We start from the raw sequence: 19,694 nt of genomic DNA on the forward strand, positions 1-19,694 counted from the left end.
CTATCAGTCTTGTCGTTTGTTAACAAGCTTATCCACAGAATTTGTTAACAACTGCACCTCGATGCCCGAATACATGGACGGCGCGTGGTACACCCGCTGCGTCGCCTTCCGGAAGTCCTCAGGCTTGGCCTTCGGAATATCCACAAACGTCTGTGGATTCAGGTCCACCAGCGGGAACCAGGAGCTCTGGATCTGCACCATGATACGGTGGCCGCGGCGGAAGGTGTGATTGATGTCGGTCATGCTGTAGCTGACGGTTTCCACCTTGCCCGGCGTGAACGGCCGCGGATTATCGAAACCGTTGCGGAACTTGCCGCGCAGCGGATCACCGCGCACCAGCTGCTGATAACCGGCCATCGGCAGTGATGGCTTGCCGACATCGCCGCCGCGTCGCTCCTCGCCCTCGCCAAGTGGATACTCAGGCGGGTAGACATCGATCAGCTTCACCACCCAGTCGGCATCCGTGCCGGTGGTGGAGACAAACAGCTTGGGCTTGACCGGTCCGGCGAAGGTGACATCATCCTCCAGCGGCTCGCTCTGGTAGGTCAGCACATCCGGCCGGGTGGAGGCGAAACGCTGGTCGCCGACCATGTATTCCTTCGGCACGCCCAGCGTCGGATAGGCGGTGAACGGTACCGGCTTGCGCGGATCGGCCACATATTCATCGTAGGCATCGCCGGCGGCCGGCTGTTTCCAGTTCAGCGTGCCGTTCGGGCCGAGATACAGCGTGCGCGCTTGCGCCTGCTTTGGCGGCCAGACCGCATAGCTGCGCCAGACATTGCTGCCGGTTTCAAACGCGTGCACTTCGGTGGCGTCCTTGTTGGCTACGCCTTTCAGGTGCTGCTCGAAGAACGGGAACTGGATCTTGCTGCGGAAATACTCGCCAGTCTTGCTGCTGAAATCGACGTAGCCCAGGCGCTTGCCTTCGCCGCGCGCCCAGCCGCCGTGCACCCACGGACCCATCACCAGGCCGTTGTAGATGCCAGGATTGTTGCGCTTGATGCTGGCGTAGGTGGTCAGCGGGCCTTGCGGATCTTCGGCGTCGTACCAGCCGCCCACGGTCAGCACGGCGGCCTTGATATTTTTCAGGTGCGCGGCGATGTTGCGGGTTTTCCAGAATTCGTCGTAGCTACTGTGCTCGATGGTCGGTTGCAGCAACGCGCGCTGTTTTGCCGTCATCGTGTTGAGGATGTTGCCCAGCGTCAGATGCTTGCGGAAGAATTCGTAGCCATCGGCGCTGCCGTAGTCGAAGCGCTCCCAGGTCTTGGGCAGCGGCGTTGGATTGTCCGCCTCGACAAATGCCGAGTAGAAGTCGAAGTTTGCCGCCAGCATGAAGGCGCCGCCATGGTAGGAGTCGTCGTTCATATACAAGTCGGTCACCGGGGCCTGCGGCGAGGCGGCCTTGATCGCCGGGTGCGAATCGATGATGCTGGCCGAGGTGTAGAAGCCGGGATAGGAAATGCCCAGGATGCCGACTTTGCCGTTGTTGTTGGCGACGTTTTTCAGCAGCCATTCCACGGTGTCGTGCATGTCCTCGCTCTCATTGCCTTCGCCCTTGGCGCGCTTGGGATTGATGTGCGGCGTCATTTCCTGCCACTTGCCCTCGGACATATAACGCCCGCGCACATCCTGCTTGACGAAGATGTAGCCGCTGTCCTCAAACTGTTGCGACGGGCCGATGTGTTCGGGGTAGAAGTCCACGCCGTAGTGTAGTTGGCCGTCTGCCTGCACGCCGGCGCTGTACGGCGTGCGCTGGACCAGGAAAGGATAGGGCTTGCTGGCGTCCTTGGGCACGTAGACGGCGGTGAAGAGTTTCACGCCGTCGCGCATCGGGATGCGGAATTCGTACTTGGTGTAGTGTTCGCGCAAGCTCCATTTGGGAGCGGCAGCCTCGGCGGCGCTGACCTGGGCGCTGGTGGCGCCGAGCAGCATGGACAAGGCGAGGGCAGTCAATCGCAATTTCATGTGATCCAGAACTAAAGTGGGAGGCCGTAGTGTAATGGAGTGGATAACTTCGCTGCAAAAAAATTGCGCAGTAAAATTTTCCTCAATGAAAACAATGGCTTGGCAGTAGATGGGAGCGCTTCTTAACAAGCTTATCCACAGAATTTGTTAACAACCCTGGGGTAGCAGTTGCGTTAATAGCGCGCCTGGCGTGCAGGCATCAGTGAAACAGCGGGGCGAACATCTTGCGCTGGAAAGGATTGATGTCCTTGCGCAGCAAGCGGGGCATCAGCGGATCGGAGATGAAGGCCTGCGATTTATAGAAATTGTCAGTGCCTTCGCCGGCCTCCAGCAGCAGGCGCTTGATGCCCAGGCTCAGGCAGTACTGTTCGATCCGTGTCATGACCCAGTGGCCGATGCCTAGGCCGCGATACTGGCTCGCAATCATCAACTCCGACACAAAGCAGAACTCCGGCGCCGCCAGCTCCAGGCGGGCGATGCCGATCTGTTTGTTCTTCAACTCGATCGCTATCCATTGCAGCTTGCCGCGCGGATCGGCCGGCTTGGGAGGCGGCATCAAGCCTTCGCTGTCCGCGTCCTTGCGGAATGCCATTAAAACTTTGGTGCTGGGCGGCGTTTTCAGCAGCCGGAATTGTAAATCGAGATCCATGATACGTGTTTCTAGTAGGTGGTACACGTATACTGCGTCGCCCGCCTCAATGGCGCAAGCCCCCCTTTGTATAAATTGTTTCATTTTCGGCTTGTGCGACAATGAGGCATGGACACTTCTTACTTCTATGAGCCGGCGCAAGGCCACGGCCTGCCGCATGATCCCTTCAACGCTATTGTCGGCCCACGGCCTATCGGCTGGATTTCCACCCGCGCCGACAACGGTATGCTGAACCTCGCGCCTTATAGTTTCTTTAATGCGTTCAACTACACGCCGCCACTGATCGGCTTTGCCAGCCTGGGCCGCAAGGACACGCTGCTCAACATCGAGGAAAACGGTGAATTCGTCTGGAACCTGGCGACCCGCCCGCTGGCCGAGGCGATGAACGCCAGTTGCGCTGCCGCACCGCCGGAAGTGGACGAGTTCCAGCTGGCCGGCCTGACGCCGGCCGCGTCCAAAGTAGTATCCGTGCCGCGCGTGGCCGAAAGCCCAGTGTCGTTTGAATGCAAATGCACGCAAATCGTCCGCCTGCAGGGCGCATCCGGCGCGCAGACCAATAGCTGGCTGATACTGGGGGAGGTGGTGGGCGTGCATATCGCGCGCGAGCTGCTGCGCGATGGCGTTTATGATACGGCCGGCGCGCGCCCTATCCTGCGTGGCGGCGGTCCGGCCGACTACTTTGAAATCACGCCGGATAATCTGTTCCGCATGACGCGGCCCAGTTATCCGTAAGCGCAATCAGTAGGTGTAGAACATGCGCTGAATCTGCTTGCTGTCGGTGGTCTTGGTCAGCGCCAGCATCAGCAGGATGCGGGCTTTCTGCGGATTCAGCGTGTCGGAGGCAACGAAGTCCAGTTCGTCGTCATTGGCTTCGCCGTTGCGTGCCACGATGCCCTGGCCGACGCGGGCCGAACGCACGATCAGCACACCTTGCTTGCGCGCCGCCACCAGTGCGGTCTTGACCGCGCTGGCCAGGCTGCCGTCGCCGACGCCGGCGTGGATGATGCCTTTGGCGCCCGCGCCCACCAGCGCGTTCAGCGCAACTGGGCTAACATTGGCGTAGCCGTAGACGATGTCGACCTGCGGCAGTGCGCTCAGCTTGCTGATGTCGAACTCGGTGTCGGCGGTGTGCTTGCGGGTCGACTGGCGATAGAAATACGGCTTGTTGCCCTGGATGTAGCCGAGCAGGCCCAGTTCCGGGGTCTTGAAGCTGTCCGGGGTTGAGGTATTGGTTTTGGTGACGTCGCGCGCCGCGTGGATCTGGTCATTCAGCGCCACCAGCACGCCTTTGCCGACCGCGTCCTGGCTGGCGGCCAGCAGCACGGCGTTATACAGATTGATCGGGCCGTCGGCCGACAGCGCGGTGCCCGGACGCATGGCGCCGACCAGCACCACCGGCTTCTTGCTCTTGACGGTCAGGTCCAGGAAGTAGGCGGTTTCTTCCAGCGTGTCGGTGCCGTGCGTAATGACGATACCGTCAACGTCCGGCTGCGCCAGCAGGGTGTTGACGCGCTTGGCCAGCGTCAGCCAGTGCTCGTTGCTCATGTTTTCACTGGCGATCTGGAACACTTGTTCGCCTTTGACGTCGGCCACCTTGGCCAGCTCCGGCACGGCGGCGATCAGGCGGTCCACGCCGACGGTGGCGGCGGTGTAGCCCACCGTGGTGGTGCTGCTGGCGCCGCTGCCGGCAATGGTGCCGCCGGTGGCCAGGATGGTCACATGGGCCAGCTTTTCAGCTGCCCCGGCATAGGAACTGAGCAACATTGCACAAGCCAGCAGGGCTTTGAACCAGCGGGCGGAAGTTGGGGTGGACATGCGTGTCTCCTGATCAAGCGGTAAAGCTTGGGATATTAACAAATGAACCGCGTGTCAACAACGCGGGGTGTTGCTGCGTTAAGGCGGGAATGCTGGAAAATAAAAGAGAAAACATATGAGATTGTTAATCACGATGGCATTGATGCTGGCGCTGGCCGCCTGCGGCAAGTCTGCGGAGCAGAAGCAGCGCGAAGAGACGGCGGTGCTGACCAGCCAGGGCGAGAAATATGTTCGGGAAAAAGTGCTGGAGCCGTCGCAGGCGCAGTTCCGCAACCAGTTTATCGGCAAGGGCGGCGCGCCGTGCGGCGAAGTCAATGCCAAGGACGCGTTTGGCGCCTACATCGGCTTCCAGCGCTATATTTCTGTGGCGCGCGATCTGACCTTGCTGGCGCAGGATGTCTCGCCGGCGGAGTTCGACGTCCAGTGGCAGCAGCTGTGCCGCTAATCCGCTAATCTGCCTTCCTCAAGGAGAGGCGACCAGCCCGGCGGTTTAGCGCTATGATGGCTGCATCACTCCACGAGGATACGGCATGGAACAGCAAACCGGGGCTGCCAACATTACCGCGCCCCATCTGGCGTCGTCCGACATCGGCAACCGCCGCCATCAGATTTTCCCCACACTGAGCGAGAGCCAGTTCGACGTGCTGCTGCGCTACGGCGAACGGAAGCACTTCGCCGCCGGCACGGTGCTGTTCCGCCAGGGCGAACGGCATATCTCCATGTACGTGATTATCTCCGGCGCGATCGAGGTGGAGCGTGGCTCGGTGCTGGGTACGAGCTTGCTGGGCCGGCATGGCCCCGGCATGTTCAGCGGCGAGATGGGCGCGCTAGCCGGACGTGCCGCCGTTGCCACCGCACGCGTGGTGGAGGACAGCGAATTGATCGTCATCAGCGAGGAGTCGCTGCGCACGCTGGTGATTTCGGAAGCGGAGCTGAGCGAAATCATCATGCGCGCCTACATCTTGCGGCGCGTCGCCTACATGCAGGACCAGACTGGCGGCGGCGTGGTGATCTTCGGCGTGCGCGATTCGCAGCAGACGCTGATCCTGCGCCATTTCCTGAACCGTAACGGCCAGCCGGCCGCCTACTTCGACACCGGCAATGCCGCCGACGAAGAGGCGCGCGCGCTGATGGCGCGCTTCGGCATCGGCGCGGAGGATATCCCGGCGGTGGTCACGCTGTCCGGTGCGGTGCTGCGCCAGCCGACGCTGCGCCAACTGGCCGACGGCATCGGCATCAGTCCCGACGGCATCGATGGCCGCTTGTTCGATGTGGTGGTGGTCGGCGCTGGTCCGGCGGGACTGGCGGCGGCGGTGTATGCGGCGTCGGAAGGCTTGAGCGTGGCGGTGCTGGACGCGAAGGCGCCGGGCGGCCAGGCAGGCGCCAGCTCCAAGATCGAAAACTACTTTGGCTTCCCGACCGGCGTGTCGGGCCAGGCGCTGGCGGGCCGCGGCTTGTCGCAGGCGCGCAAATTCGGCGCCGAGGTGGCGGTGCCGGTCAAGGTCAGCGCGGTGGATTGTTCCAGCCCCGAATACGCCATGGTCCTCGATAGCGGCGAGAAGCTGCGCGCGCGTTCTCTGGTCATCGCCAGCGGCGCGCGCTATCGCAAGCCGGCCTTGCCTGGACTGGAGCGCTTTGAAGGCAAGGGCGTTTACTACAGCGCCTCGTTCATGGAGGCCAACTTTTGCGCCAACGAGGAAGTGGTGATTGTCGGCGGCGGTAATTCGGCCGGGCAGGCGGCGGTATTCCTGTCGGCGCACGCCAGGCATGTGCACATCGTCGTGCGTTCCGGCGGCCTGGCGGCCAGCATGTCGCGCTACCTGATCCAGCGCATCGAGGCGTCGCCGAAGATCACGCTGCACACGCACAAGCAGATTGTCGAATTGCGCGGCGGCGAACGGCTGGAAAGCATCTGCTGGCAAAGTGCCGGCGGCGAACCGCGTGAGGCGCCGGCGCGGCATCTGTTCCTGTTCCTCGGCGCGGAGCCAAGCACCGCCTGGCTGGGTGATTGTGTCGCGCTGGATGACAAGCAATTTGTGCTGACCGGGCCGGATGTACCTGCGGACAGCTGGCCGCTGGAGCGGCCGCGCCACTTCCTGGAAACCAGCCGCCCGCGCATCTTTGCCGTTGGCGATGTGCGCAGCGGCTCGGTCAAGCGCGTCGCGGCGGCAGTGGGCGAAGGTTCGGCGGCGGTGGCCTCGCTGCACCAGGCGCTGGCGTCGGACCTGCTTTAAGGCTCGATGCTGCGCAGCGGCTTGCTGTACTTGCTGGCGCGCCGCACCAGCGGCTGCTGGCGTGGCGGCCGCGCGAGTGCTTCCTGCGCACGTTCATAACCGTACTGCCACTGGTCGCGCATGTGCTGCGCGAAGATGTCGTAACTCGGCGGCATTTGCAGTTCGATGCGGTTACGCAGCCAGTCTATTTTCTGTTGCAGCTGCTGCTTTTCCAGCACCACTGACACATCGGAAGAATCGATGCGCATATCTGCCAGGTGCGAGTTGGCGTAACGCAGGCGTGCGTTGCCATCCACGCCCAGCACCGTGCGCCAGGCGGGAATCGAGAACACCTGGTCGAACGCTTCCTTGAACTCCATGATTACTTCTTCGCCCAGCTTGCGGGCGATTTCGACCGGGAACAGGTCCACCACGCCGCCGATGTATTCGTTGCCGGCATAGTGCGCGCTGCGGAAGTAGATCATGTCGGAGATGGAGATGCGGGCCGCTTCGGTGACCGGCACCGTGCCGTCTATCAGCATGTCACGCGCGACGGCATGCTCGCCCCAGCGGGCGTCGCTGAGCGGTGAGTCCATGCCGCGCAACGCGGCGGCCGCGCGTTCGTTGCAGAAAATAGTTTCCGCATACAGCTTGCGCTGGCCCCGCCGCTGGCCGACGTCCTCCGGACCGAACAGCAGCTTGCCGCCGATGATGGCGACGTCCACTTCCGATGTGCCGCTGGCGGCCGGGAAGGGCAGTTGCGGCGGAATCTCGAACAGGTAGTCGTTGAACAGGTCGGGAATCACCGGTGCACTGGCGCTGGATAGTTTGCGCTTGGCGGCGCGCAGCAGCGTGCCGAGCAGTGCGGCGCTATCGGTGGCACGCAGGCTGCACCAGAACTGGTACATTTCTTCGGACGATAGCCATTGGCGCTGCGCTTCCGGATCGGGCAGGTGATGAATGATGGCGGCGGCAATCGCGCCGCCACAGCTGGCCAGCAGCACGTCCGGCGCCTTGCCGGCCTGGCGCAGCGCGGCGTACATGCCGATGTAAATTCCGAAGCGGAAACCACCGCCTCCCAGCACCATGCAACGTTTATATGGTTTATACGAATCTTGCGTCATAGAACGCAACCATATCACAGCATAGTTTGATCTATTCGATATTTCGGCGCTGTTTCGTTTGACTGGCGACCCTCCGGGAATCACAGCCGCTGCGGATTACATCGCGCGCAACGTCGACTGACTACAACTGATGCTCCAGCATGATGCGTACGCTGGCGCTGGTCGGCGTCAGACGCATGGTGCGGGTAGCGCCTTTGGCATCGATATAGTCATAGTTTTCCGTGGCATGCTGGTGCAGCAGGTTGCTGGCGGACAGGCGCAACTGCGTTTTCGGCTGCCATTTCCACAGTGCGTACAGGTCCAGCTCCCGTTTCGGGCTGGTGCTGCTGAGCGTTTGTGCTGATTGCCGTTCGCGCTCGCTGGCTTTGTAGCTCAGGCTGCCGCCGAAAGTCAGCTGTCCCCGGCGGTAGTCGGCGCCGATGTTGGCAGTGACCGGCGTTTGCGATTCCAGGCGATTGTACGGGCCCGGTACATTGTCGACACGCGACCAGTTGCGCGCAAGATTGGCGCGTACATCCAGCGCTTTGCTGACGTTCAGCTTGGCTTCCAGCTCCACCCCATGCGTGCGTGCGTTGCCGTCGTTGAATGGCGCGGTGATCCACACGCCATCTTGTTCAAACAAGCGCCATTGCGTCACATCACGGATGCGGCGTGCATAGACGCTGGCGCTGAGCAGCGCGCCTTCGCCGAGATAGTGTTCATAGGCCGCATCCAGTCCCCACGCCAGTTCCGGCCGCAGGTTAGGATTGCCTTGTTCATCCGGATTGGTGGGATTGTTATTGTTATCCTTGGTATAGCGGCGCGGCACCAGCTGCACCAGCGGCGGCGCCTTGTAGGTCCGGCTCAGCGCCACCCGCACCACATCCTTGTTGGCCAGCTCATAGCGCGATTGCAGCGATGGACTCCAGACGGCAGAACTGCTGTCCAGCGCATCCGGTGCGTTCGCCGCCGCCGCGCGGCTGGCGGTATCCAGGCGCTCATGCCGCAGGCCGAGATACAGCGAATAGCGCTTGGTTACCTGCCACTCGTCCTGTGCAAACAGCGCCAGCCGGTTCACTGTGGCCTGGTAGTCGGCGTTGTTGGCGCCGGCCTGGCGGCCATCGCCGTCGAACAGCGTCTCGTTGCGGTCTTCGCGGCGGATGGCGTGGCTGGCGTCCCAGCCGACGGCAATCGCATGCTGTTCACCGACCGGATGGCGATAGGTGCCGGTGCTGGTGACGTTGGTTTCTACCGGACCGGAATCCACATGATGGCGGCCTAGTGGCTTACCGTCGGTATCCATGCCATGAAAGTCGAAGGTACTGGTGCGGCGATTGGTGCTGGCGCCGAGTTTCATCTCCAGCTTGCCGCCACTTTCCAACTGGTGCGTCCAATGCACGTCGCTGCGCAGCATGACAACGTTAGCGACGTAGTTAGCCGAGTTACGTGGATACTCGCTATGCTCACCGATCAGCGCCGTTTCGTCGGCGCCTTTGAGGTTGTCCATGCGGCGCAGGTAGACCAGGCTTTGCCAGCTGAGCGTGTCGCCACCGTCGAGTTTCCAGTTCAGCCGCGGCGTCAGCGTGAGCGAGTCGGTGCGGCCGGATTCGGTTTGCGGCGTGCGGCGCAGCAGCGTGGTCGTGCTATCGGCTGCGCGCTGTTGCTGCCAGTCGGTGAACGGCTTCTCTTCGTGTTTGCGGCTCAGTGTGGCGGCCAGGCTGTACGAGTAGGCGCCATCCTGGTCGGATAGCTGCGCGCTGAGTGTCGGTGTACTGGCGCCGCGCTGGCGTGCGACGCTGGCACTGACCGAGCGCTGGTCACGCGGCGCCGCTCTTTTCAGAATGATGTTGATGGCGCCTGCCACCGCCGCGTTGCTTCGCTCCGCGGTAGCGCTGCGCAGGATTTCGATGCGTTCGATGGTTTCGGGCGCGATGGCGTCCAGCGAGAAGCCTGCGGCAACCGGCTCGCCGTTGAGCAGGATCTGGGTATAGCCATTACCCAGGCCGCGCATCTGGATCGTGCCGCCCTGGCCGGGCGTACCGCTGATGCTGACGCCGGGCAGGCGCTTGAGTACATCGGCCAGCGTCTGGTCGCCCTGGCGCACGATGTCGGCGTGGTTGACGACGATGGCAGTGGTGGTTTCGCGCTGGCGTTGATCGTCGCGTTTTGCACTGATCTGGACCTGTTGCGGCTCCGGTGTTTCCGATGCGTAGGCGCAAGCGGTCACCGCCAGCAGCAAGCTGCTGGTGATGCGTGGTACTGGCATGGCTTATCCCTTCGAGGGTAGTTGCTGGTGGCGCACCTTGAGGGCGCGCGGTGTGGCGTAGGCGTCCAGGTTGGCGAGCATGGTGGCGGGGTCGATGTTTTTGCCGTTCTGCCGCACTTCGAGATGGAGGTGTGGTCCGGTGGTGAGGCCGGTTGCGCCGACCGCGCCGATCAGTTCTCCGGCTTGCACACGTTGGCCTGGTTTGACGCTGACACTATTCAAGTGCGCATAAAACGAGCGTTGCGCGCCGTGATCGATGATGACGGTATTGCCGTATTTGCCGTCGTTTTCTGCAATCGCGCCAGCGGCAATGACCGTGCCGCTGGCAGTGGCGTGGACTGGCGTACCGTTGGCCGCGCCGAAATCGATGCCCCTGTGCGGTGTGCGCGGCAGGCTGCGCTTGACGCCGTAAAAGCTGGTGACGCGGACTTTGTCGAGCGGTGCACGCCAAGCCTCGGGCAGCGTCGCTGGCGGTGCCACCACTGACGCTGTTGCTGGCAGCCCAGGAATGCTGATGGCCAGCGCCGGTTGCAATATCACGCCTGTTGCCAGCACCGCTGCCAGCGCAGCGCAAGCCGTCCATCCGGCAGCGGCGCTCAGTATCGGCAAGCTGCCTTTCTGCATATGCCGAATGCGGGCGGTGATGGTGGCGCCATTGAAGGCTGCGACGCCCATCGGTGCAGACCATTGTTGCAGCAGCGCGGTGGCGTATTGCTTGCGCTGATGTTGCGGGCGTCCGGCCAGGACTTGCTGATCGCATTGCAGTTCTAGCGCCCATTCCATTTGCCTGGCCATCCAGCGCAGCGAGGGATTGAACCAGAAGACCGTTTGCAAAGTGGCGGCGATGGCGAGGCACAGCGGATCGCGGACGCGCCAGTGGTGCAGCTCGTGGGCGATGATCATTTGCTGCTGTTCGGTGCTGAGCGCATCCAGATGGGCAGGGAGTAGCAGCACCGGACGCAACACGCCAATCAGCATCGGGGAAACAGGCGCGTCGATGCGCTTTACGTCCAGGCCTGGCTGTTTGGCAATGAACGGCGCTTCGCAGGGCAGGGCTGCGGCCAACAGGCCGCGCCACAAGCGGCGAGCGCGCAGCAGCTTGACGGTCGCCCACGTCAGGCCGGCGAGGTAGATCAGCAGCCAGCCTGCCGCAAGCAGCGGCAGCACGCGCTCAGTGATAGACAGCGACAGCGTGGCCGGCCGGCTGACGGCCGTTGACGGGACGACCGTGCCGGCCGATGGGGCGACGCCAGGCGTATGCTCGGCGTCAGCATGCGTATTCGCGTCGGTGTGCGCGCCGTTTTCATCATCGCTCAAGCCTGCGGCGGCGAGGACGACTGGTGCGCTGGCCAGCGCGACGGGCGGCGTGACGTGCGCGCTGCGCGGCAGGAAAGGCAGTAGCGCGGCTGCGGCCACGACGCACTGGGCGGCCAGCCATACGATGCGGCGCGTCCGCAGCGCCGGCCAGACCTGCGCTGCGCCGTTCAGCAGCAGCCATGCCAGCAGGCCTACCGCCACGCAGCCTGCGCTGGACAGCAGCCATTGCACCCCCAGCAAATACGCCGCCGACATCACTCGCCGTCCGCCGGCCAGTCGTTCAGCATCTGCTCCAGCTGCGACAGCTCCTGCTGGTCCACCAGCTTGCTGCCGGTGAACATGGCCACCGGCAGTGGTGCGTCCATCTCCATGACGCGGCGGCCGAAATCGCGGGCAAACGCCGCCAGCGTGCCGACTTTCTCCAGCTTGGCCTCATACACATTGATGCCGTGCACGGCTTGCAAACCGATCATTTGCTTTTCCAGCATGCGGTCCAGGGTCTTGCGGGTGGACGAGAACGACCAGCCCAGCTCATCGGCGGCGGCGTCGTGGATTTCGCGTGCGCTCATCGGCTGCTGCTTCCACAGCACTTTCAGCAAGGTCAGCTCACTGACCGAAGGAATCAAAACAGACATATATACCCCTGTGCGACTAATGGGATGATTATGCGACACTTGTCGCATAGCCGTCAAGCTTTCGCATATCAAGTTCATATATATCATTTTGTAACATTGCTTTGAATAAATTTCGAATATGCTAGGATGGATTTTTTGCTAATTAGCAATAAGGAATGGCCATGCGAGCGTGTCAGCGGCGGCGAGAACCGCCGGGGCGCTATACAATGCCGTTGGCCGCAGCTATCCCAGCCGCAGCCACATTGCATTGGAACTGAATCTATGTATTACGGAGAGCGCTTCAACAGCATCACGCACACCGTAGGCGCCGCGCTGGCGGCGATCGGCGGCACGCTGCTGATCATCCAGGCCGCCCGCAGCGGCGACGCCTGGAAGGTAGTCAGCTGCAGTATTTATGCCGCCACCTTATTGGCGCTGTATCTGACGTCGACGCTGTATCACAGCCTGCGTGGCCGCGCCAAGGACGTGCTGCGGCAGATGGATTACTGCGCCATCTACTTGCTGATCGCCGGCAGCTACACACCTTTCACGCTGGTCAGCCTGCGCGGCCCGTGGGGCTGGTCGCTGTTTGGCGTGGTGTGGGGACTGGCGGTGATCGGCATCGTGCAGGAACTGCTGTTCGCCAAGGGCGCGCGCGTGCTGTCGCTGCTGATTTACGTGGCGATGGGCTGGGTGGGCGTGATCGGCGCCAGTCCGCTGATCGACGCGCTGGGCTGGCATGGCTTTATGTGGCTGGCGATCGGTGGCCTGGTTTATACCGTGGGCATCGCCTTCTTCGTCACCGATCACAAATGGCGTTATGGGCACGGCGTCTGGCATTTGTTTGTATTGGGCGGCAGCGCATGCCATTTCGGCGCGGTGCTGCTGTACGTGGCGTAAGGATGGAACACCCGTGGAAATCAACTCGGACGATTTAAAAACCTTCATCACCGTGATCGACAGCGGCACGCTCAGCGCTGCCTCGGTGCACCTCGGGCAGACCACCTCCGGCGTCAGCCGGGCGCTGTCCCGGCTGGAGGACAAGCTGGCCACCTCGCTGCTGACGCGCACCACGCGCCGCATGGAGCTGACCGAAGAAGGGACGCTGTTCCTCGAAAAGGCGCGCGCCATTCTCGGCGCGATGGAAGAAGCGGAAGAAACCATCCGCATCCGCCGCCAGAAGCCGGCCGGCCGCCTGTGCGTGGACGCGGCATCGCCGTTCATGCTGCATTGCATAGTGCCGCATGTGGCCGAATTCCGTGCCATGTACCCGGAGATCCGGCTTGAACTAAGCAGCAACGACCAGATCACCGACCTGATCGAACACCGTACCGACATCGCCATCCGCATCGGCGCGCTGAATGATTCGACGCTGCATGCGCGCGCGCTGAGTTCCAGCCCGCTGTATGTGCTGGCCAGTCCTGCTTATCTTTCGTCCCACGGCACGCCGCAAACGCCGGAAGACCTGGCGCAGCATTCGCTGCTGGGTTTTGTGCAGTATGAACTGGGCAACCAGTGGCCGCTGCGCCACGCCAATGGCAACAACCTGCCGGTGACGCCATCGATTTCCGCTTCCAGCGGCGAGACGCTGCGCCAGCTGGCTTTGGCCGGCCAGGGCATCGTCTGCCTGGCCGATTTCATGACCCGCGCCGACGTGGAAGCGGGGCGCCTGGTCAAGATTCTGGAATCGGACTACACCGGATATCGCCAGCAGATCCACGCGGTCTACTATCGCAACACTCAGCTGGCGCAACGGATCGGCTGCTTCCTGGAGTTTTTGCAGCAAAAACTCTGATCGCGCAGTGTGCGGGTGCGTACAGAGCATGACGCCTGCCAGCGCTACACTGGCCTTGCATGCTTGGAGTGCCAGACGCTCGGCAGCAGGTAAGCCGGTAGCCTCAAGTACCGGCACCAGACAAACGATGTTGCCGCCGCATGGAGGTCATCATGAAGCAGACTACTCAGCCCTCGAAATACCTGGTGCGCGCCTACCTGGAGCGCCGTTCGCGGGAGGTGAAGCCGCCGCCAACGCCCGAAGAAATCCGCCGCCAGCTCGGCTGGGGCCTGATGGGCTTTGAGCAGAACGTCGGCAACGGCCGTCACTAAACGCGCAGTTTGCCGATACTTTCGCCGTTCACCGGCCCATTTACGCCGTTCGCCGAATAGCGGTTTCCCCGCCAGCAGTTCCCCGGTATTGTTACATCCATACCGACTTGGGGGACTAATATGAATGTAGAAACCGCGTATCGCTGGCGCAAGCAGCTGGTCTGGGGACTGGCGCTGATCATCGCCGGCACCGTGATCCTGCTGGCGCAGCTCGATATTCTCGACATCGATCTCAATCCTGCGCACTTCTGGCGCTGGTGGCCTTGGCTGCTGGTGATCAGCGGCCTCACCAAAATCATCCCGCCAACCACCTCGCGCCACTTCACCGAAGGCTGGTGGGAGATTTTCTTCGCCGGCTGGTGGTATGTCTCCTTCAATCACATCTGGGGCCTGGGCTTCGGTGAAACCTGGCCGGCACTGCTGGTCGCCTGGGGACTGGGCATGATGCTGCGTCCTCTGCTGGATAATATTTTCCCACCATCGACCAAGGAGCAAGCATGAGTAACCGTCGCCGCGAGCGCAACCCCGCTACGCAGATGATCGTCGGCCTGTTCGTCATTGGCCTGGGCATGCTGTTTTTGCTGGATAACCTGGGCTGGCTCGATCTGGACCTGCGCATCCACGTTGTGCCGACCGTGCTGATTGCAGTCGGCATCCTGAAAGTGATGCAGACCCGCAGCCAGTCCGGCGTGATCGTCGGCGGCGCGCTGATCGTGGTCGGAGCGCTGTTCATGCTGAAGTCACTGGGCTTCCTGAACATCGACTGGCGCACCCTGTGGCCGCTGCTGATCATCGGCGCCGGTGTGGCGGTGGTGGCGAAATCCGCGACCAGCCGCAAGCAGATCGAGAACAGCGAGCTGTCGCTGGATAAGGCGGGCAACGAGTCGCAGGTCAATATCACCGCCGTCATGAGCGGCTACAAGAACCGCAATACCTCGCAGGATTTCCGTGGCGGCGAAATCACCGCCATCATGGGCGGCAGCGACCTGGATCTGCGCCAGGCCTCGATCAATGGCGACGCGGTGCTGAATGTGTTCGCGTTCTGCGGCGGTATCACACTCAAGGTGCCGATCGACTGGACTGTGATCATGGAAGGCACTCCGATCATGGGCGGCTTTGAAGAGAAGACCGTGCCGCCGGTTGCTGGCGGCACCGGCAAGCGCCTGATCCTGCGCGGCTACGTCATCATGGGCGGCGTGGAAGTGCGCAACTGATGCTGGAGCTGTCCTCCACCCGGCGCGGCCTGGCCATCTACCTGCTGGTATGGCTGTTCCTCGGCTGCGCGCTGGGCGGCGTGATCTTCCTGGCCAGCGATGCTCCGCTGGCCAACGCCATGCTGTTTGCGGTTCCGGTCAACCTGGTGTATGCGTTTGCGACGGGCTACTCGGCCTACTATCTGTGCCGCGCCTATCCTCTGGGCAGCCGCAGGCCGATGGCGATCACGCTGACGCTGACCATCGCTGCAGTGGTGTCGGGATTTCTATGGCTGATCATCGGCAATCTGTGGAATGGCGTATGCCTGTTGCTGGGCCTGGCGTGGAGCGGCATCCTGATCACGCCGCAGCTGTCGGTGCTGATCGTGGCGCTGGGCGTGCTTCTGTATGGTTTTGCGGCGGCGCTGCATTATCTGGTGATCGAGTTTGTGCGCGCCAAGAACGCTGAGCAGCGCGAGCTGGAATCGTTGCTGATGGCGCAGGAAGCCGAGCTGCGCATGCTGCGCACCCAGATTGACCCGCACTTTTTGTTTAATAGCCTGAATTCGATCAGTGCGTTGACCTCGCAGGACCCCAAGGCTGCGCGCCGCATGACGCTGGAGCTGGCCAGCTTCTTCCGCCAGAGCCTGGGCATGGAAGCGCACAAGAAAGTCACGCTGGAACAGGAGATGGTGCTGATACGGCACTTCCTGGCGATCGAACAGGTGCGCTTTGGCGAGCGCCTGCAAGTGGTGGAGGACATCGAGGAGGATGCCGCCAACTGCCTGGTGCCGCCGATGATTATCCAGCCGCTGGTGGAGAACGCCGTCAAGCACGGCATCTGCAATATGCCGGACGGCGGTACGGTGCGCATCAGCGCGCGGCGCGCGGGATCGATCCTGCAGATCAGTGTCAGTAATCCGGTGGATGAGGATATGTCGTCAATCCGCAGCGATGGCCACGGCATTGGCCTGAGCAACGTGCGCCAGCGTTTATCCGGTGCCTACAAACACGAAGCCGGCATCCATTGGGGCCGCAAAGAAAACAGCTTTGGCGTGGACATCACAATGCCCGCCCAAACAAGCTAACAAGGGGGTAGAGCAATGCGTATCATCATCGTGGACGATGAAATGCTGGCGCGCGGCGTGGTGCGCGAATACCTGTCCGAACATCCGGACGTGGAAATCGTGGCGGAATGCGCCAACGGTTTTGAAGCAGTGAAAGCGATCACCGAGCTGTCGCCGGACCTGGTGTTCCTGGATATACAGATGCCCAAGCTGGATGGCTTTGAAGTGGCCGAGCTGGCGGGCAGCAAAACCCGCTACATTTTCGCCACGGCTTTCGACCAGTATGCGATCAAGGCGTTCGACTTCCATGCGCTGGATTATCTGCTCAAGCCTTTCAGTCAGCAGCGCTTCGACCAGGCGCTGGCGCATGCGCGCGCGAATCTCGGCGCAGGCGGCGAGGCGGTTGAAAAGATGGTGCGCGAAGCTGTCGGCCGCAACCAGCCGCTGGGACGGATATTGATACGCGACGGTGCCAAGGTCCACGTTATAAGCGCCGACAAGGTTGAATATATCGAAGCGCAGGATGACTATGTGCAGATACGTTCGGAAGGCAAGTCCTATCTGAAGAATCAGCGCATGTCGGAGCTGGAGGAACAGCTGGACGGACAGCAGTTCCTGCGCATCCACCGCTCCTATATCGTCAACATCAGCTTTGTAGACCGTATTGAGCAGGCGACCAAGGATAGTCATGTAGCGGTGCTCAAGGACGGCAGCCGCCTGCCCATCAGCCGTAGCGGCTACCAGAAAATCCGCGCGGTCATTCAATAAAGGAGCGATATGCCCAAGATAGTCATGGAGAACGGACCCGATCAGGCGGTGATGGCGGAAGTGATCACCGGCCTGACCATGTTCAACGCTACGCACGCCAATGGCGAGACGCCCAACTACCTGGTGATCTCGGTACGTGAAGACGACGGCGCGGCGGTGCTGGGCGGCCTGGTTGGTGCAGCCTACCTGGGTTGGCTGACGGTGCAGGCGCTGTGGGTCGCCGATGAGTTGCGCGGCATGGGGCAGGGCAAAGCCATCCTGCAGGCGGCCGAAGAGGAGGCGGTGCGCCGTGGCTGTCCGCGTGTGTTCCTCGAAACCTTGAGTTTCCAGGCCTTGCCCTTCTACGAAAAACAAGGCTACAAAATTCACAGCAAGCTGGCCGACTTCCCGCCCGGCGGCGCGCGCTACGCGCTGACCAAGGAACTGTTCTAAGGATTGGCGCGGTGTCCGTAGCTTAAGGCGCGGGTGACTTGCCACACGCCGTCGCGCAGGCGCCAGATCAGGGTGAATTCGGCGATGCCTTCACACTTGTTGCTGCCGAACTGGCAGAAGGTATGCGAACCGGTGGCAATGGCGCCGAAGTCTTTCACCGGTACGACTTTCAGGCTGCCCGGCACCAGCTCGCGGCGGTATTTGCCGCAAACGTTTTTCGCGGTCTGGGCGATCATTACGTCGCGCTTCCAGGTGACGCCGCCGTTGTCGTGATAGAACTCGATGTCGTGATCGAAGTAGCTGGCGTATTTGTCCAGCTGCCCCGGCTTGTCGCAGCTGTTGAAGGCGCTGAACATCTCCGTGTCCAGCTTCGCCACGGTGGCGGTAAGCGCGTCATCGGCGGCGTGCGCCGACCCGGCCAACGCGCATAGCAGGATTCCCCATTTCTTCATGACCGGCTCCGTAAGGTTGCGATGCCGGTCATTTTACGCGGGTGCCATCATGGCCTTCCGGTTGTCCGACGAATAGCGCAATAGAGGTGGCGAATCGCATGTAAGTCCGATGAATGGTGCATCATGCGCTTGAATCAGCGCATGGCGATTTGTTCGCGCAGCTCGTGGGCGGTGAGCTGGGTGTAGTCCTTATTGATTTCCTGTTGCGTGATCGCGCGCACTTGCGGATCGAGCAGCGGCCGCAGCACACCGAGAAACTGCGGCGTCGCAATCAGTGCCAGCTTGCTGTATCCACCGTCGCGTTGCGATTGCAGCAGGTAGGCGCAGATGTCGCGCGCGAACTTGTCGGCCTGATGCTCGGCTGGTGTCTGCGCAGGCTGATAAGTATTGTTGGGCAGCGCGCCAGTGGTGTTGTGTACGCTCTTGCCCGCCGATTTAGGCCCGATGCGATCGGTATCCAGATCAGCCGCGCGCTGCCGCGCAGCCTCGTTCACCATATCGTGAATTTCCTCCAGTTGCGGCGCGTTTTCAACGCCGGTAAAAAATCGTGCGCGCCCTGAATTGGCGGCCAGTATCATTGTGATTTCCATGCTGGATACTCCTGATGAGTGAAGATTAAATAGGCGCGCACGGCTGAAATTCGTGGCGTGTGGACCGGTCGCCGACGCGTACAATTCTTTCACCTTTTCGGATCTGCATCTCTACCATGGCCTGATGCCGGACACGCGGGCCGGCATGACCTTCGGCCACGAGTTCACCGGCGTGGTCGAACAGATCGGCCAAGGCGTGCAGAATCTGAAGGTCGGCGACCATGTGCTGGTGCCGTTCAATATCTTTTGCGGCGCGTGCTACTTTTGCCAGCGTGAGCTCTACAGCAATTGCCACAACACGAATCCGGAAGCCAGCGCGGTCGGCGCCATCTACGGTTATTCGCACTCGACCGGGGGCTATGACGGCGGCCAGGCCGAGTACGTGCGCGTGCCGATGGCCGACGTCGGCCCTACTGTGCTGCCGCCGGACATGGATCCGGACGACGCGGTGCTGCTGACCGATGCTTTGCCAACCGGCTATCAGGCGGCCGAAATGGGCAGCATCAAGCGCGGCGATACGGTGGTGGTGTTTGGCGCCGGGCCGGTTGGCATCTTCGCGGCCAAGTCGGCGTGGCTGCTGGGGGCCGGCCGCGTGATCGTGGTCGATCATGTGGAATACCGGCTGGACTTCGTACGCCGCTATGCGCAGTGCGAGACCATCAATTTCCGTGAAGTGGACGACATGGCGCTGCACATCAAGAAGATGACAGACTGGCTGGGCGCCGATGTCTGCATCGATTGCGTCGGCTGCGAAGCAGTCGGCAACGCCATGCAGACGCTTACTGGGCGCTATCTGAAATGGCAGGCCGGCGCGGCCACCGTGCTGCACTGGGCCATCAACTCGGTGCGCAAAGGCGGCCATGTGTCGATTGTCGGCGTGTACGGGCCGACTTTCAATGCGATGCCGATAGGGAATGCGGTCAACAAGGGGCTGACACTGCGCATGAACCAGGCCAGCGTCAAGCGCCATCTGCCTCGCTTGATCGAGCATATCCAGGCTGGCCGCATCGATCCCAAGCAGATCATCACGCACCGCGTGCCGCTGGAGGAGATTTCGGACGCTTACCATATTTTCTCCAGCAAGCTGGATAACTGCATCAAGACCGTGCTCGTGCCACCTCGCGCTGCGCAATAAGGAGAAACA

Annotated in this window: 21 protein-coding genes; 12 read left to right on the forward strand and 9 right to left on the reverse strand. The window is 61.9% G+C overall.

Translation table 11 applies throughout. The annotated features are described in order from the left end of the window. Positions 1-3: 3 nt before the first annotated feature. Together KW842_RS13275 and KW842_RS13280 are read right to left on the reverse strand one after the other, a co-directional pair. On the reverse strand, positions 4-1,965 hold the full coding sequence (locus KW842_RS13275; protein WP_218304569.1) for a CocE/NonD family hydrolase: 1,962 nt from the start codon (positions 1,963-1,965) through the stop codon (positions 4-6). Positions 1,966-2,164: 199 nt separating this feature from the next. Further along, positions 2,165-2,614, reverse strand: coding sequence for a GNAT family N-acetyltransferase (locus KW842_RS13280; protein WP_218304570.1), 450 nt, complete (start codon positions 2,612-2,614; stop codon positions 2,165-2,167). A gap of 108 nt (positions 2,615-2,722) precedes the next feature. Between KW842_RS13280 and KW842_RS13285 the strand changes: the two genes are divergently transcribed. Continuing rightward, on the forward strand, positions 2,723-3,346 hold the full coding sequence (locus KW842_RS13285; RefSeq protein WP_218304571.1) for a flavin reductase family protein: 624 nt from the start codon (positions 2,723-2,725) through the stop codon (positions 3,344-3,346). Between the two features lie 6 nt (positions 3,347-3,352). Here KW842_RS13285 and KW842_RS13290 read toward each other — a convergent pair whose 3' ends face one another. Beyond that, on the reverse strand, positions 3,353-4,429 hold the full coding sequence (locus KW842_RS13290; protein ID WP_218304572.1) for a type II asparaginase: 1,077 nt from the start codon (positions 4,427-4,429) through the stop codon (positions 3,353-3,355). 115 nt (positions 4,430-4,544) lie between these two features. Between KW842_RS13290 and KW842_RS13295 the strand changes: the two genes are divergently transcribed. Next, complete coding sequence (locus tag KW842_RS13295; protein ID WP_218304573.1) at positions 4,545-4,874, forward strand: hypothetical protein; 330 nt, start codon at positions 4,545-4,547, stop codon at positions 4,872-4,874. Between the two features lie 85 nt (positions 4,875-4,959). Next, positions 4,960-6,663 carry a cyclic nucleotide-binding domain-containing thioredoxin-disulfide reductase gene (locus KW842_RS13300; RefSeq protein ID WP_218304574.1) on the forward strand — a complete coding sequence of 568 codons (1,704 nt, stop codon included), beginning with the start codon at positions 4,960-4,962 and terminating at the stop codon, positions 6,661-6,663. On the opposite strand, the gene KW842_RS13305 is transcribed toward KW842_RS13300, so the two are convergent. From KW842_RS13305 to KW842_RS13320, 4 genes are all read right to left on the reverse strand, one after another. Beyond that, positions 6,660-7,766, reverse strand: coding sequence for a patatin-like phospholipase family protein (locus KW842_RS13305; protein WP_229223665.1), 1,107 nt, complete (start codon positions 7,764-7,766; stop codon positions 6,660-6,662). The genes KW842_RS13300 and KW842_RS13305 overlap by 4 nt on opposite strands. A gap of 121 nt (positions 7,767-7,887) precedes the next feature. Continuing rightward, a complete protein-coding gene (locus KW842_RS13310; RefSeq protein ID WP_218304575.1) occupies positions 7,888-10,011 on the reverse strand; it encodes a TonB-dependent siderophore receptor in 2,124 nt (707 codons plus the stop codon). A gap of 3 nt (positions 10,012-10,014) precedes the next feature. Beyond that, on the reverse strand, positions 10,015-11,583 hold the full coding sequence (locus KW842_RS13315) for a M23/M56 family metallopeptidase (protein WP_218304576.1): 1,569 nt from the start codon (positions 11,581-11,583) through the stop codon (positions 10,015-10,017). Beyond that, a complete protein-coding gene (locus tag KW842_RS13320; protein WP_218304577.1) occupies positions 11,583-11,963 on the reverse strand; it encodes a BlaI/MecI/CopY family transcriptional regulator in 381 nt (126 codons plus the stop codon). The genes KW842_RS13315 and KW842_RS13320 overlap by 1 nt, the downstream gene beginning before the upstream one ends. 261 nt (positions 11,964-12,224) lie before the next feature. Here KW842_RS13320 and KW842_RS13325 point away from each other — a divergent pair, with 261 nt between their 5' ends. From KW842_RS13325 to KW842_RS13360, 8 genes are all read left to right on the forward strand, one after another. Beyond that, positions 12,225-12,842, forward strand: a complete 618-nt coding sequence (locus KW842_RS13325) for a hemolysin III family protein (RefSeq protein ID WP_218304578.1) — start codon at positions 12,225-12,227, stop codon at positions 12,840-12,842. Between the two features lie 13 nt (positions 12,843-12,855). Further along, positions 12,856-13,737, forward strand: coding sequence for a LysR family transcriptional regulator (locus KW842_RS13330; protein ID WP_218304579.1), 882 nt, complete (start codon positions 12,856-12,858; stop codon positions 13,735-13,737). 152 nt (positions 13,738-13,889) lie between these two features. Then, positions 13,890-14,048 (forward strand): hypothetical protein, encoded by a 159-nt coding sequence (locus tag KW842_RS13335; RefSeq protein WP_218304580.1) that lies wholly within the window; start codon positions 13,890-13,892, stop codon positions 14,046-14,048. A gap of 120 nt (positions 14,049-14,168) precedes the next feature. Continuing rightward, on the forward strand, positions 14,169-14,549 hold the full coding sequence (locus KW842_RS13340) for a LiaI-LiaF-like domain-containing protein (protein ID WP_218304581.1): 381 nt from the start codon (positions 14,169-14,171) through the stop codon (positions 14,547-14,549). Continuing rightward, positions 14,546-15,262, forward strand: coding sequence for a LiaI-LiaF-like domain-containing protein (locus KW842_RS13345; RefSeq protein ID WP_229223666.1), 717 nt, complete (start codon positions 14,546-14,548; stop codon positions 15,260-15,262). The genes KW842_RS13340 and KW842_RS13345 overlap by 4 nt, the downstream gene beginning before the upstream one ends. Next, positions 15,262-16,329 carry a sensor histidine kinase gene (locus KW842_RS13350; RefSeq protein ID WP_218304582.1) on the forward strand — a complete coding sequence of 356 codons (1,068 nt, stop codon included), beginning with the start codon at positions 15,262-15,264 and terminating at the stop codon, positions 16,327-16,329. The genes KW842_RS13345 and KW842_RS13350 overlap by 1 nt, the downstream gene beginning before the upstream one ends. Positions 16,330-16,344: 15 nt before the next feature. After that, on the forward strand, positions 16,345-17,076 hold the full coding sequence (locus KW842_RS13355; RefSeq protein ID WP_218304583.1) for a LytTR family DNA-binding domain-containing protein: 732 nt from the start codon (positions 16,345-16,347) through the stop codon (positions 17,074-17,076). Between the two features lie 9 nt (positions 17,077-17,085). Then, positions 17,086-17,508 carry a GNAT family N-acetyltransferase gene (locus KW842_RS13360; protein WP_218304584.1) on the forward strand — a complete coding sequence of 141 codons (423 nt, stop codon included), beginning with the start codon at positions 17,086-17,088 and terminating at the stop codon, positions 17,506-17,508. Here the strand turns inward: KW842_RS13360 and KW842_RS13365 are convergent. Next, a complete protein-coding gene (locus KW842_RS13365) occupies positions 17,505-17,960 on the reverse strand; it encodes a nuclear transport factor 2 family protein (RefSeq protein ID WP_218304585.1) in 456 nt (151 codons plus the stop codon). The two genes, KW842_RS13360 and KW842_RS13365, sit on opposite strands and share 4 nt — an antisense overlap. Before the next feature lie 134 nt (positions 17,961-18,094). Then, the gene (locus tag KW842_RS13370) at positions 18,095-18,550 is read right to left on the reverse strand and encodes a host attachment protein (RefSeq protein WP_229223667.1); all 456 of its coding nucleotides are present in this window, start codon (positions 18,548-18,550) and stop codon (positions 18,095-18,097) included. A gap of 43 nt (positions 18,551-18,593) precedes the next feature. Between KW842_RS13370 and KW842_RS13375 the strand changes: the two genes are divergently transcribed. Beyond that, complete coding sequence (locus tag KW842_RS13375; RefSeq protein ID WP_373925187.1) at positions 18,594-19,685, forward strand: zinc-dependent alcohol dehydrogenase; 1,092 nt, start codon at positions 18,594-18,596, stop codon at positions 19,683-19,685. The last annotated feature ends 9 nt before the right edge of the window (positions 19,686-19,694 follow it).

The organism is Duganella sp. sic0402, assembly GCF_019219065.1.
Classification (GTDB): Bacteria; Pseudomonadota; Gammaproteobacteria; order Burkholderiales; family Burkholderiaceae_D; genus Rugamonas.

Excerpts from the sequence above, each read along its gene's own strand:
- KW842_RS13275 (WP_218304569.1), bottom strand. The coding sequence starts at position 1,965 with ATGAAATTGCGATTGACTGCCCTCGCCTTGTCCATGCTGCTCGGCGCC.
- KW842_RS13280 (WP_218304570.1), bottom strand. The coding sequence starts at position 2,614 with ATGGATCTCGATTTACAATTCCGGCTGCTGAAAACGCCGCCCAGCACC.
- KW842_RS13285 (WP_218304571.1), top strand. The coding sequence starts at position 2,723 with ATGGACACTTCTTACTTCTATGAGCCGGCGCAAGGCCACGGCCTGCCG.
- KW842_RS13290 (WP_218304572.1), bottom strand. The coding sequence starts at position 4,429 with ATGTCCACCCCAACTTCCGCCCGCTGGTTCAAAGCCCTGCTGGCTTGT.
- KW842_RS13295 (WP_218304573.1), top strand. The coding sequence starts at position 4,545 with ATGAGATTGTTAATCACGATGGCATTGATGCTGGCGCTGGCCGCCTGC.
- KW842_RS13300 (WP_218304574.1), top strand. The coding sequence starts at position 4,960 with ATGGAACAGCAAACCGGGGCTGCCAACATTACCGCGCCCCATCTGGCG.
- KW842_RS13305 (WP_229223665.1), bottom strand. The coding sequence starts at position 7,766 with ATGACGCAAGATTCGTATAAACCATATAAACGTTGCATGGTGCTGGGA.
- KW842_RS13310 (WP_218304575.1), bottom strand. The coding sequence starts at position 10,011 with ATGCCAGTACCACGCATCACCAGCAGCTTGCTGCTGGCGGTGACCGCT.
- KW842_RS13315 (WP_218304576.1), bottom strand. The coding sequence starts at position 11,583 with ATGTCGGCGGCGTATTTGCTGGGGGTGCAATGGCTGCTGTCCAGCGCA.
- KW842_RS13320 (WP_218304577.1), bottom strand. The coding sequence starts at position 11,963 with ATGTCTGTTTTGATTCCTTCGGTCAGTGAGCTGACCTTGCTGAAAGTG.
- KW842_RS13325 (WP_218304578.1), top strand. The coding sequence starts at position 12,225 with ATGTATTACGGAGAGCGCTTCAACAGCATCACGCACACCGTAGGCGCC.
- KW842_RS13335 (WP_218304580.1), top strand. The coding sequence starts at position 13,890 with ATGAAGCAGACTACTCAGCCCTCGAAATACCTGGTGCGCGCCTACCTG.
- KW842_RS13340 (WP_218304581.1), top strand. The coding sequence starts at position 14,169 with ATGAATGTAGAAACCGCGTATCGCTGGCGCAAGCAGCTGGTCTGGGGA.
- KW842_RS13345 (WP_229223666.1), top strand. The coding sequence starts at position 14,546 with ATGAGTAACCGTCGCCGCGAGCGCAACCCCGCTACGCAGATGATCGTC.
- KW842_RS13350 (WP_218304582.1), top strand. The coding sequence starts at position 15,262 with ATGCTGGAGCTGTCCTCCACCCGGCGCGGCCTGGCCATCTACCTGCTG.
- KW842_RS13355 (WP_218304583.1), top strand. The coding sequence starts at position 16,345 with ATGCGTATCATCATCGTGGACGATGAAATGCTGGCGCGCGGCGTGGTG.
- KW842_RS13360 (WP_218304584.1), top strand. The coding sequence starts at position 17,086 with ATGCCCAAGATAGTCATGGAGAACGGACCCGATCAGGCGGTGATGGCG.
- KW842_RS13365 (WP_218304585.1), bottom strand. The coding sequence starts at position 17,960 with ATGAAGAAATGGGGAATCCTGCTATGCGCGTTGGCCGGGTCGGCGCAC.
- KW842_RS13370 (WP_229223667.1), bottom strand. The coding sequence starts at position 18,550 with ATGGAAATCACAATGATACTGGCCGCCAATTCAGGGCGCGCACGATTT.